Here is an 11,478-nt window from a genome sequence, read left to right as displayed (position 1 = left end):
AGGGATCTTATATGAAACGAGTCGTAATCACTGGTATGGGTATTGTTTCCAGTATCGGTAACAATGTCGAAGAAGTGCTAGCCTCTCTAAAAGCAGGTAAATCAGGTATTACTGCATCTGAACAGTTTAAAGAGCAGGGTTTACGCTCTCAGGTTTGGGGTGATTTGAAAATCAATCCAGCTGAGCACATCGATCGCAAGCAAATGCGCTTTATGGGTGATGCGGCTGCGTATGCATACTTATCAATGGAAGAAGCGATTAAAGACGCAGGACTACCTGAAGAGATGGTATCCAACGATCGTACTGGTATTGTTGCTGGTTCGGGCGGAGCTTCTTCAGCGAACCAGGCACTTGCGGTTGATACTCTGCGTAATAAAGGCGTTAAGAGAATCGGTCCATATATGGTTCCACGTACCATGTCTTCTACGGTTTCAGCTTGTTTAGCGACACCATTTAAAATTCGTGGTGTTAACTACAGTATGAGTTCTGCGTGTGCAACTTCAGCTCACTGTATCGGTCATGCGGCTGAATTGATCCAACTAGGTAAACAAGACATTGTTTTCGCTGGTGGTGGTGAAGAGCTTGATTGGACATTAACAATGATGTTCGATGCAATGGGCGCATTATCGACTAAGTATAATGATACCCCTGAAAAAGCATCGCGTACCTACGATGCAGACCGTGATGGTTTCATCATTTCTGGTGGTGGCGGTATGGTTGTAGTTGAAGAGCTAGAACATGCACTTGCTCGTGGCGCGACTATCTATGGTGAAATCGTAGGTTATGGTGCGACATCAGATGGCTACGATATGGTAGCTCCTTCTGGTGAAGGTGCGGCACGTTGTATGAAGATGGCAATGCAAGATGTTGATTCTATCGACTACGTAAATACACACGGCACTTCAACTCCTGTTGGCGATGTGAAAGAACTTGGTGCGATTCAAGAAATTTTCGGCGGCAACAGCCCAGCAATTTCTGCAACTAAGGCTATGACTGGTCATGCGTTAGGTGCTGCTGGTGTTCATGAAGCTATTTACTCTACGCTAATGTTGCACCATGGTTTCATTGCGCCAAGCGTAAATATTGAAAACCTTGATGAAGCGGCAGCTGGTTTGGATATCGTAACGGAATACCGTGAGCAATCTCTAAACACGGTTATGTCGAATAGCTTTGGCTTTGGCGGAACCAATGCGACATTGGTTTTGAAAAAATACCAAGCTTAATTAATAACCTTAGGTGACCTAGAGTCACTAAAGTGTTAGGTTATGCCCCAAAGTACCCGGCTCGAGTAGCCGGGTACTTTCATTAAGACGATTTGTTTCTCTTTCCTATTCTTACTAAAGCTAATATCACGCGCCAATGAAAATCTTAATTGATGAAAATATGCCTTATGCTGAAACGCTTTTCAGTCAATTGGGCGAAGTAATACTGAAACCTGGCCGAACATTAACGGCTGATGATTTAGTTGATGTCGATGCATTAATGATTCGCTCGGTGACCAAAGTGAATGCCGCATTGCTTGAAAAAGCCAATAAATTAAAGTTTGTTGGTACTGCCACAGCTGGAATGGATCATGTCGACCAGGATCTATTGACCTCAAAAGACATCTTTTTTACTGCTGCGCCGGGATGTAATAAGGTCGGAGTTGCCGAGTACATTGTCAGCTCGCTAATGATTTTGGCACAACAGCAGGGTTTCTCGGTTTTCGATAAAACCGTTGGGATCATCGGTGCTGGACAGGTAGGCAGCTATCTTGCGCAATGCCTAGATGGGATCGGCATTAAAGTCCTGCTCAACGATCCTCCCAAACAAGCCACGGGTGATAGTCGAGAGTTTACACCCCTTCAAGCATTGTTAGAACAAGCAGATGTTGTCACTGTTCATACACCGCTAGTTGATTCTGGTGAGTGGCCCACAAAACATTTAATTGATCAGGCGGTTCTTGATCAGTTTAGACCCGATCAAATCTTGATTAATGCCGCGCGTGGCCCAATTGTTGATAATCAAGCTTTAAAGCAACGTTTGCAGAAGCAAGATGGTTTTACTGCCGTCCTAGATGTGTTTGAGTTTGAACCAGAAGTGGATTTTGAGCTACTACCACTGCTTGCGTTTGCGACACCTCATATTGCCGGATATGGCCTAGAGGGAAAAGCTCGTGGAACAACGATGATCTTTAATCGTTATTGTCAGTTCTTAGGTCAAGAGCTACGAGCAAACCCAAAACACCTGCTTCCGATTGCCCCAGTGCCAAAAATGGTGTTATCAAGACGGTGGAATGAGCAATCACTCTATAATTTAATTCAAATGATTTATGATGTCCGAGTTGATGATGCAGTATTTAGACGAGAAATCGTTAAGCCAGGTGCATTTGATGCGATGCGTAAATCTTATTGGGATCGCCGTGAATATAGTGCGATTACCTTAGTGGGTGATGATCAATGTCATTTATCGCCACTAGAAAAACTCGGTTTTCAAATAGAGGTTAAGTCATGAGCCAAGAATTTAATATTGCATTGTTAGGTGCGTCAGAGCCTGTCGGTGAAGCGATTATCGATATGCTTCAGGAACGTGAATTTCCGATGGGAGACTTAATCCTATTAGCAAGCGAACCGAATGAAGAAAAGTCATATCGTGTTGATGGTAAGTCTCTTTATATTCAAGAAGTGGCGGATTTCGATTGGTCGCAAGTTCATTTGGCTTTCTTTTGCGAAAGCTCAGAGTCTTCAGAACAATGGGCTTCAGTAGCGGCAGACGAAGGTGTTATCGTCATCGACAGCACAGAGCGTTATCGTTATGACTATGATGTTCCGCTTGTTATCCCTGAGGTTAATCCAGAAGCAATTTCAGAATTTCGTAATCGAAATGTTATCGCGAGTCCATCTGCAACAACGGTTCAACTGTTAGTTGCGCTAAAGCCTATTCATGATGCTTTCGGTGTCGAAAGAGTGAATGTGAGCACTTATCAGTCGGTTTCGGCTGCCGGAAAAGCGGGAGTCGATGAATTAGCGGGGCAAACAGCTCGTCTATTAAATGGTTTACCACCGGAGTCAGACCATTTTAGCCAGACCATTGCTTTTAATTGCCTTCCACAAGTGGACCAATTAACTGAAAATGGATATACACGAGAAGAAATGGCCTTGGTCTTAGAAACTCAGAAAGTGTTTAATGATCCTTCCATTGCGGTCAATCCGACGTGTGTCATTGTACCTGTTTTTTATGGTCATGCAGCGACGGTACACCTTGAAACGCGTACACCAGTGGATGTATCTCAAGTTACTGAGTTGTTAGAGCAGGCTCCAAGTATTCAAGTATTTAACGGACATGATTTTCCAACAACAGTACGTGATGCAACGGGTAAAGATGAGGTCATGGTAGGGCGTATCCGCAATGATATTAGCCACCATAGTGGAATAAACTTTTGGGTTGTTGCTGATAATGTCCGTAAAGGATCTGCAATCAATGCAATCCAGATCGCTCAGTTGCTTATTGATGAGTATCTATAATTTGTAGAATGATTAAGCCGATATTAGATTGAGCTAACAGAAAAACGCCAGTCAGTGACTGGCGTTTTTTATATTCTATTTAGTTTAATATTACTAAGTAACGTAAATTAACTAGCGAGCTTTATGTGCGTTAGGGTCGTTTTTACAGGCCCCGTCCATGCATCGACCGTATAGGTATAAACTATGGTTAGTCAGAGATACATTGTATTTCTCTGCGATTTCTTTTTGACGCTGTTCAATCACATCATCAGAAAACTCAATTACTTCACCGCAGTCTAAGCATACAAGATGATCATGGTGGTGCTGTGTAGAAAGTTCGAATACGGACTTCCCACCTTCGAAATGGTGACGAGTTACAATTCCAGCATCATCAAATTGATTGAGTACGCGATAAACTGTAGCAAGTCCGATCTCTTCATCTAAATCGATTAATTTCTTATATAGCTCTTCAGCACTGATGTGTTGGCACTCTGGTTGCTGTAACACTTCTAAAATTTTAAGTCGAGGTAACGTAACCTTTAGACCTGCATCTTTAAGTGCTTGATTGTTATCAGACATAGACTTTCCTGTTAATGTTCTGCAGATGTGCAACGAAAATATACCGCCCATTATAGGTTAGTATATGCTAATAATAAACCACTAACTGTAAAAGGATATTTCAAAAAATTCCGTTATGTTACATGATTAGTGTTTGGGAGTTATTGTATCGTTGAAATCGATAACTTATTGATAATAAAGCCTTCAATACGTTGAAGGCATAGTATCGATAGTTTGTCGCTTAGCCTGCGAGTTCTGCTAAACACATTTCATCGTAAATTTGTTTGACCCATTTATTTACGCGCTCTTCTGTTAGTTCAGGCTGACGGTCTTCATCGATACATAGACCAACGAAATTATCGTCATCAACTAAAGCTTTAGAGGCTTCAAACTCATACCCTTCCACTGGCCAGTAGCCTAAGATGGTTGCGCCACGAGCTTCAACGATGTCACGGAGAGTCCCCATAGCATCACAGAAATATTCAGCATAATCTTCTTGATCACCACAGCCGAACATTGCTACAAGCTTACCTGAGAAATCGATAGCTTCTAGCTCAGGGAAAAAGTCATCCCAATCGCATTGAGCTTCACCGTAATACCAAGTAGGAATACCAAATAAAAGAAGATCAAAGTTATCAATGTCTGCTTTGCTGCTTTTAGCGATATCTTGAACTTGAACTAGTTTTGATCCTAGCTGTTTTTCAATCATCTTCGCTACAGCTTCTGTATTACCAGTATCACTGCCAAAAAAGATACCTACACTTGCCATATATCTGTTACCTTTTATAGTCTTGATTTGTAGAATGAATTTACCCTAAACCAGTGCCTTCCCAGCTTAGTTGAATTAAGCCTTTAGCTATAAAACCCGCACAGCCCAAAAATAGAACACCCCATACAATGCGGCGTCCAAATACAGGAACATTACCTTGTTTTAGTACATCTTTGATTGCCATTCCGATAAAGAAAAATATTGCAGCAAAAAGTATGTCTAGACCGATAGATTCTAGTTGGTTCATATAGTCGTAAAGCATAGTGAGTCTTTCATCCCAAAATGATTGCGCGAACTATACCATTGTTACTAGGCAAAGTTAATTGGTGAAAAACCAACAATTCGCTACAAAATAAAGATTTTTACTATTGGTTTAAGAATTTTCGAATTACTCGAAGTACTTCATCGGGCTTTTCTGCATGGAGCCAATGGCCAGTATTGGCAATAATATGCGCTTTTGCATTTGGAAACTGTGCTCTAATCGTTGATTGATGCTCAGACGTTATGTAATCGGAGTTTTCACCTTTGACAAACAGGGTTGGAATATCACTACTTGGAAGCGACTGCCAGCCAATGATTTGTTCATAGTTTTGATACAGTTCTTGTACGTTAAAGCGCCAAGTAAAATGCGTTTCTGCTTTGTAGAGAGACTTACCTAAAAATTGGCGGACACCATCTAATTTTATGTGTTTAGCGAGTATGGACATGGCTTGTTGACGTGTCGTGGGTTTTTGCTCGATAACAGCAAATAGACCCGAAAAGACTTGATCGTGACTTCTCGACGGGTAGGCGACAGGGGCCATATCTAAAACGATGAGGCGTAACACAAGATTGGGTGATACTTCTGTAAGTTTCATCGCCACTTTTCCACCCATTGAGTGGCCAATAATTGTTGCACTTTCAGCACCAATGGATTTAAGAGTTCTCGCAACATCTAGAGCCATTACAGCATAATTATGCTCTTCATCATGAAATGATAAACCGTGATTTCGAAGATCTAAACTAATCACTTGATGATCTTCTTTTAGATTCCGAACCAATAAACCTAGATTGTCTAGATTTCCGAATAAGCCATGGATCAAAACGATGGGTTGACCCTGTCCTTCGATTTTATAATTTAAGTAAGTCGACATTTTCTCTTAATACTGTTGGGTTTAGCGTGGAGTATCATCAAAGATCTCGGTATAATCTACAGGAGTTTAAACATAGAGATTGTGAAAAGCGAATGAAAACAATTGAGGTCGATGAAGAACTATACCGCTATATTGCTGGCCAAACTTGTCATATTGGTGAAAGTGCGTCGGAAATATTGCGTCGCTTATTAAATATAGATGGTCAATCTGCAGTATCTTCAGATACAGGCACTACCCAAACCAATGTGTCTCAGAATGAAAACAATGGAGATATAGCGGCTTGCGATACAGTCACTATTGATACTGTGAAGGCGATACGTGAATTGCTTATATCAGATGAATTTGCAGCACAGAAAAAAGTGATTGACCGTTTTATGCTGGTTTTAAGCACATTATGGAATATTGATTCGGTTAACTTTTCTGAAGCAATTCAAGTTAAGGGACGTAAGCGAGTTTATTTTGCTGATAACGAGCAGACACTGCTTGATGGTGGAACGACAACAAAGCCTAAAGCAATCCCTCGTACTCCATTTTGGGTTATTACTAACACCAATACTAGCCGTAAGCAGCAGATGGTAGAACAAGTCATGGTAAGAATGGAATTCCCTGCTGAGTTGGTTGAAAAAGTTAAAAATGCAATCTAACTAATTCGAACGTTCTCTCACTCCGGAATTTAAGCCTCGTATTAATTTAATACTGATGTGAGGATGTTAATAAATAATTTTGATTTAAAAAGGATGTTTTATGGCTATTCACCCACGTGCAGGACAAAAAGCGTTACAAGAAGATCTCAATAATATTCCTGCGCTCGTTTCAAATTATTATTTACTTAAACCAGAACCGAATAATGCAGCTCATAAAGTCGAGTTTGGTACATCGGGACATCGTGGTACATCGAATAAATCAAGTTTTAATGAGCAACACATTCTTGCGATAGCACAAGCTGTAGCAGAAGTGCGTAAAGCGAATGGAGTGACAGGGCCTATTTTTGTTGGTAAGGATACTCATGCTCTATCAGAACCTGCGTTTGCAAGTGTCATTGAAGTATTAATTGCGAATAACATCAATGTCATTGCACAACAAGAGAATGGATATACGCCAACTCCAGGTGTCTCTCATGCCATTTTGACTCACAACCTGAAGAAAAGCGAAAACCTTGCTGATGGTATTGTGATTACGCCGTCGCACAACCCGCCACAAGATGGTGGTATTAAATATAATCCGACTCACGGTGGTCCTGCTGAAGATGCGTTAACTAAGGCGATTGAAGCCAGAGCAAATGAGATTATCGCTAGTGGAATGAGCGATGTAGAGCGAGTGTCTTTTGAAGATGCTAAAGAGTCATCATTGTATCAAGAGAACGATCTTGTTACGCCTTATGTTGACGATTTAGTGAATGTTATCGATATTGAAGCAATTCAAAAGGCTAAGTTGCATATTGGTGTCGATCCTCTAGGTGGAAGTGGCATTGAGTACTGGCGTCAAATTGCTAAAACTTATGACTTAGATATCACGTTAGTAAACGAAGCAATTGATCCTACATTCCAATTTATGTCGTTAGATAAAGATGGCGCGATTCGAATGGATTGTTCGTCGCCTTATTCTATGGCGGGTTTATTAGCACTCAAAGATGATTACGATCTTGCGTTTGGCAATGATCCTGATTATGACCGCCACGGTATTGTGACTCCAAAAGGGTTAATGAATCCAAACCATTACCTTGCGGTATGTATCGATTATCTTTATCGTCACCGCAGTGAGTGGAAAGCAGAAGTAGCCGTGGGTAAGACTCTTGTATCGAGCGCATTAATTGATCGTGTTGTTGCTGATCTTGGTCGAGAACTATGCGAAGTGCCGGTTGGGTTTAAGTGGTTTGTTGATGGTCTTTTCACAGGTCGTTTTGGCTTTGGTGGTGAAGAGAGTGCTGGTGCGTCGTTCCTTCGTAAAGATGGTACACCATGGTCTACTGATAAAGATGGGATTCTTTTGTGCCTACTAGGTGCAGAAATTACCGCCGTAACTGGAAAAAACCCTCAGGACTATTATGAAGAACTCGCTGCGAAACACGGTGAATCAAAATACAACCGTATTCAAGCTGTCGCGAATGGGCCTCAGAAAGATGTGCTGAAGAAACTGTCGCCAGAGATGGTCTCTGCTCAGGTGCTTGCTGGCGACCCAATCACGGCTCGCTTAACTCATGCTCCTGGTAATGGCGAAGCGATTGGTGGTTTGAAAGTGACCACAGATTTCGGTTGGTTCGCTGCTAGACCATCAGGTACCGAGGATGTTTACAAAATATACTGTGAAAGCTTCCGTGGTGATGATCATTTAAAACAGATTGAAGTTGAAGCACAGCAGATTGTTAACCAAGTCTTTGCTGACGCTGGGTTAGCGTAAGGTTTCATCATTCATTCTATAGAAAATTTTCTATAACAGTTTTCTATACCAATCCAAGAGAGCAGCCATTAGGTTGCTCTCTTTTTTTATATTGCTTATTGGTTATCTGGCCACTGCTCTGGAACGACAAACCAGAATCGTCCACGCGAGTCTTGGCAATGTTCAAATTGCCCTGAAACTGGGCGATATAGTTCTTGATGGATAGAATGACCGGTAGCCCAATATGGCTTTTCTAGTTTAAATAGGGGGCTTTCTACAAGCTCAAGTTGAGATTGGTAGCACCAAAATCCATTGATTTGACTCGATTCTAATTCGTAGTCTAAGCATTTTGTAGGAATGGTTTGATCGAGAAATGGGTTTATATATAACCGGCCTTGAAGCAGTACTTTTGGCATAATAGGATGCCAATTTGGATATTGCTGAACAAAGCTTGGATTCTGGCTCATACTGAGTTGATGCTTCAGCATATGATTGAGTTTTTTGTCCAAGCGATCATGAGCATTTGGACCATACCAGTAACCATTATGGAATAGATAAAACTTGATCGCCACTTCCCAATGTTGGTATCCACTGAATGGATCATTGATGATAAAGTCGATGGCGCCTAAGGTACGTTTGTTATCATTTATTTGAATCTCCTCGGCCAGTAATTCATGGTGTTGAGACGATTGAAACAGTTGGCTGCATATATGTTGATAAACGAAGCCCAAACGATGGTTGCCATTATAATTACTTTCCTTTAATGGCGACATATGAGTAAAAGGGGAAGGGTTGGCGATCACCTGTGTAGGCTTCAATAAACTATTGGTATTGATCACCCAATGGCTAAACTGAGTCAGATCCATAATAACTAGCTCTTGATGATTGAAGGCTGTCATTGTAGCCTGATTTTAAAATCGACTCGACTTTATACTTAAGGCTCTTAGATATGAATGTTATTGAACTTGAAGCGTTGCTAAATGATCACCTCTCACCTCACCTCATTAAGGATTATTGTCCGAATGGGTTACAGGTAGAAGGTAAAGTAGAGGTTCATAAAATTGTTACTGGAGTTACTGCTTCACTTGAATTAATTGAGAGAGCGATAGACTTAGAAGCCGATGCAATATTGGTTCATCATGGCTATTTCTGGAAAGGAGAACCCGAAACAATCAGAGGGATGAAAGGAAAACGAATTCGTCAATTGATTCAAAATGATATCAACTTATTCGCTTATCATCTTCCGTTGGATATTCATCCAGAACTTGGTAATAACGCTCGTCTAGCTGATTTATTAGATATAGAGGTCCTTGGTGGGTTAGAGAACCATGCACAATCTGTTGCGATGTATGGTCAATTTAAAACGCCAATTAGTGCGTCTCAATTCGCGTTACGTATTGAGGAAGTATTAGCGAGGAAGCCTTTACATATCGCTTCTCAAAACAGTGATAAGTTACTTGAGAGTGTAGGATGGTGTACTGGAGGAGGGCAAGATTACATTGATATGGCCGCGCAAAGAGGTCTTGATTGTTATATTTCAGGGGAGATTTCTGAGCGAACAACATACAGTGCACGTGAGCAAGGGATTGAGTATTTTGCTGCAGGTCACCATGCGACTGAGCGTTATGGTGTCAAAGCGCTTGGAGAATGGCTATCACAATATCATGGCTTTGATGTGACGTTTATTGATATCGACAATCCAGTTTAACGTGAAAAAAGGAGCGTTAAGCGTTTTAGGTATAGGTACAGCTGCAGATTAGTAAGAATGTAATAGAAATAGAAAGAGCGAGTTAAACTCGCTCTTTGGGTATTGTGAATAGAGTATTACGTCTTATTTTTCACGTTCTTCTAAAGGAACAAATTCACGTGATTTTTCACCAGTATATAACTGACGAGGGCGGCCAATACGGCTTTCTGGGTCACTATGCATTTCATTCCAATGTGCAATCCAACCGATAGTACGAGACATTGCGAAGATTACTGTGAACATTGATACCGGAATACCAATTGCTCTTAAGATAATGCCAGAGTAAAAATCGACATTTGGATAGAGTTTTTTCTCAACGAAGTACTCATCAGATAGTGCAATACGTTCTAATTCCATTGCAACATCTAATAGTGGGTCTTGGATGTTCAACTCGTTCAATACTTCATGACATGCTTCACGCATTACGGTAGCGCGTGGGTCATAATTTTTGTATACACGGTGACCAAAGCCCATTAAACGGAATGGGTCTTCTTTATCTTTGGCGCGTTGTACAAACTCAGGAATTGCATCCACAGTACCAATCTCTTCAAGCATACGAAGACATGCTTCATTAGCACCACCATGGGCTGGTCCCCAAAGTGACGCAATACCTGCAGCGATACAAGCAAATGGGTTTGCACCCGAAGAGCCTGCTAAACGAACAGTAGACGTTGACGCATTTTGTTCGTGGTCAGCATGAAGGGTAAAGATTTTATCCATAGCGCGAGCAACGACAGGGTTTACATCGTACTCTTCACAAGGTGTTGCATACATCATATGTAGGAAGTTGCTTGCATAATCCAAATCATTGCGTGGATAAATGAATGGCTGACCTACTGAGTACTTGTAACACATGGCAGCTAAAGTGGGCATTTTTGACAGTAAACGATATGCTGCGATCTCTCGGTGAGTATCATTATTGATATCTAAAGAGTCGTGATAGAACGCAGCCAAAGCGCCAACAACACCACACATAATTGCCATCGGGTGAGCATCACGACGGAAACCATGGAAGAAGCTCGCGATCTGCTCGTGAACCATCGTATGACGAGATATGGTCCATTTGAACTTCTCGTATTCTTTGCGATTTGGAACATTGCCATACAACAAGATGTAACAGACTTCTAAATAATCAGCGTTATTTGCTAATTGATCAATTGGATAACCTCGATGTAGCAACACTCCTTTGTTACCATCGATGTAAGTGATTTGAGATTCACATGAAGCAGTGGCTAGAAAACCAGGGTCGTAGGTGAAATATCCATTAGCACCAAGTTTGCGAACATCGACTACTTCTGGCCCCATAGCACCTTGTATAATCGGCAGTTCGATTGGAGCTTTACCTTCAATGTGAAGGGTAGCTTTCTTATCGGCCATAACAATCTCCTATATTTTATTATTTAATCCATCCCG

Annotated in this window: 12 protein-coding genes and 1 pseudogene; 7 read left to right on the top strand and 6 right to left on the bottom strand. The window is 41.3% G+C overall.

Annotated features, from left to right (window positions below):
• Nucleotides 1–11 precede the first annotated feature (11 nt).
• The 3 genes from fabB to ACXJY6_RS05670 all read left to right on the top strand — a co-directional run bounded on the left by fabB (nucleotide 12) and on the right by ACXJY6_RS05670 (nucleotide 3,503).
• The gene (fabB, locus tag ACXJY6_RS05680; RefSeq protein WP_456050861.1) at nucleotides 12–1,223 is read left to right on the top strand and encodes a beta-ketoacyl-ACP synthase I; all 1,212 of its coding nucleotides are present in this window, start codon (nucleotides 12–14) and stop codon (nucleotides 1,221–1,223) included.
• A gap of 136 nt (nucleotides 1,224–1,359) precedes the next feature.
• Entirely contained in the window at nucleotides 1,360–2,493 is a 1,134-nt protein-coding gene (locus ACXJY6_RS05675) for a 4-phosphoerythronate dehydrogenase (protein ID WP_458767668.1), read from the top strand.
• Nucleotides 2,490–3,503, top strand: coding sequence for an aspartate-semialdehyde dehydrogenase (locus ACXJY6_RS05670; protein ID WP_456050863.1), 1,014 nt, complete (start codon nucleotides 2,490–2,492; stop codon nucleotides 3,501–3,503). Before ACXJY6_RS05675 ends, ACXJY6_RS05670 begins: the two co-directional genes overlap by 4 nt.
• A gap of 111 nt (nucleotides 3,504–3,614) precedes the next feature.
• Here ACXJY6_RS05670 and fcrX read toward each other — a convergent pair whose 3' ends face one another.
• The 4 genes from fcrX to ACXJY6_RS05650 all read right to left on the bottom strand — a co-directional run bounded on the left by fcrX (nucleotide 3,615) and on the right by ACXJY6_RS05650 (nucleotide 5,942).
• Nucleotides 3,615–4,061 carry a ferric iron uptake transcriptional regulator FcrX gene (fcrX, locus tag ACXJY6_RS05665; RefSeq protein WP_458767667.1) on the bottom strand — a complete coding sequence of 149 codons (447 nt, stop codon included), beginning with the start codon at nucleotides 4,059–4,061 and terminating at the stop codon, nucleotides 3,615–3,617.
• A 220-nt stretch (nucleotides 4,062–4,281) separates the two neighbouring features.
• Nucleotides 4,282–4,809 (bottom strand): flavodoxin FldA, encoded by a 528-nt coding sequence (gene fldA, locus ACXJY6_RS05660; protein ID WP_456050865.1) that lies wholly within the window; start codon nucleotides 4,807–4,809, stop codon nucleotides 4,282–4,284.
• A 40-nt stretch (nucleotides 4,810–4,849) separates the two neighbouring features.
• Nucleotides 4,850–5,071, bottom strand: a complete 222-nt coding sequence (locus ACXJY6_RS05655; RefSeq protein ID WP_456050866.1) for a DUF2788 domain-containing protein — start codon at nucleotides 5,069–5,071, stop codon at nucleotides 4,850–4,852.
• 103 nt (nucleotides 5,072–5,174) lie between these two features.
• Nucleotides 5,175–5,942, bottom strand: coding sequence for an alpha/beta fold hydrolase (locus ACXJY6_RS05650; protein WP_458767666.1), 768 nt, complete (start codon nucleotides 5,940–5,942; stop codon nucleotides 5,175–5,177).
• 92 nt (nucleotides 5,943–6,034) lie between these two features.
• Here ACXJY6_RS05650 and ACXJY6_RS05645 point away from each other — a divergent pair.
• The 3 genes and pseudogenes from ACXJY6_RS05645 to pgm all read left to right on the top strand — a co-directional run.
• Nucleotides 6,035–6,091: pseudogene (locus ACXJY6_RS05645) on the top strand (replication initiation negative regulator SeqA); the annotation flags it as partial.
• A gap of 3 nt (nucleotides 6,092–6,094) precedes the next feature.
• Complete coding sequence (gene seqA, locus ACXJY6_RS05640) at nucleotides 6,095–6,586, top strand: replication initiation negative regulator SeqA (RefSeq protein WP_458767708.1); 492 nt, start codon at nucleotides 6,095–6,097, stop codon at nucleotides 6,584–6,586.
• Nucleotides 6,587–6,686: 100 nt separating this feature from the next.
• Complete coding sequence (gene pgm, locus ACXJY6_RS05635; protein ID WP_458767665.1) at nucleotides 6,687–8,339, top strand: phosphoglucomutase (alpha-D-glucose-1,6-bisphosphate-dependent); 1,653 nt, start codon at nucleotides 6,687–6,689, stop codon at nucleotides 8,337–8,339.
• 95 nt (nucleotides 8,340–8,434) lie between these two features.
• Here pgm and ACXJY6_RS05630 read toward each other — a convergent pair whose 3' ends face one another.
• On the bottom strand, nucleotides 8,435–9,184 hold the full coding sequence (locus tag ACXJY6_RS05630; protein ID WP_458767664.1) for a DUF1853 family protein: 750 nt from the start codon (nucleotides 9,182–9,184) through the stop codon (nucleotides 8,435–8,437).
• Between the two features lie 83 nt (nucleotides 9,185–9,267).
• On the opposite strand from ACXJY6_RS05630, the gene ACXJY6_RS05625 reads away from it, so the two are divergent.
• Complete coding sequence (locus ACXJY6_RS05625; RefSeq protein WP_458767663.1) at nucleotides 9,268–10,026, top strand: Nif3-like dinuclear metal center hexameric protein; 759 nt, start codon at nucleotides 9,268–9,270, stop codon at nucleotides 10,024–10,026.
• Between the two features lie 123 nt (nucleotides 10,027–10,149).
• On the opposite strand, the gene ACXJY6_RS05620 is transcribed toward ACXJY6_RS05625, so the two are convergent.
• On the bottom strand, nucleotides 10,150–11,442 hold the full coding sequence (locus ACXJY6_RS05620) for a citrate synthase (RefSeq protein WP_456050872.1): 1,293 nt from the start codon (nucleotides 11,440–11,442) through the stop codon (nucleotides 10,150–10,152).
• Nucleotides 11,443–11,478 lie beyond the last annotated feature (36 nt).

The organism is Vibrio phycocola (assembly GCF_054404255.1).
Note: the sequence above shows the minus strand (reverse complement) of the source record. Positions and strands in the feature narration are given on the sequence as shown.

Bases quoted from the DNA above. Each gene is read 5' to 3' on its own strand.
- pgm (WP_458767665.1), top strand. From the start codon at position 6,687: ATGGCTATTCACCCACGTGCAGGACAAAAAGCGTTACAAGAAGATCTC.
- ACXJY6_RS05670 (WP_456050863.1), top strand. From the start codon at position 2,490: ATGAGCCAAGAATTTAATATTGCATTGTTAGGTGCGTCAGAGCCTGTC.
- fldA (WP_456050865.1), bottom strand. From the start codon at position 4,809: ATGGCAAGTGTAGGTATCTTTTTTGGCAGTGATACTGGTAATACAGAA.
- fabB (WP_456050861.1), top strand. From the start codon at position 12: ATGAAACGAGTCGTAATCACTGGTATGGGTATTGTTTCCAGTATCGGT.
- ACXJY6_RS05650 (WP_458767666.1), bottom strand. From the start codon at position 5,942: ATGTCGACTTACTTAAATTATAAAATCGAAGGACAGGGTCAACCCATC.
- ACXJY6_RS05675 (WP_458767668.1), top strand. From the start codon at position 1,360: ATGAAAATCTTAATTGATGAAAATATGCCTTATGCTGAAACGCTTTTC.
- fcrX (WP_458767667.1), bottom strand. From the start codon at position 4,061: ATGTCTGATAACAATCAAGCACTTAAAGATGCAGGTCTAAAGGTTACG.
- ACXJY6_RS05655 (WP_456050866.1), bottom strand. From the start codon at position 5,071: ATGCTTTACGACTATATGAACCAACTAGAATCTATCGGTCTAGACATA.
- ACXJY6_RS05625 (WP_458767663.1), top strand. From the start codon at position 9,268: ATGAATGTTATTGAACTTGAAGCGTTGCTAAATGATCACCTCTCACCT.
- ACXJY6_RS05620 (WP_456050872.1), bottom strand. From the start codon at position 11,442: ATGGCCGATAAGAAAGCTACCCTTCACATTGAAGGTAAAGCTCCAATC.
- ACXJY6_RS05630 (WP_458767664.1), bottom strand. From the start codon at position 9,184: ATGGATCTGACTCAGTTTAGCCATTGGGTGATCAATACCAATAGTTTA.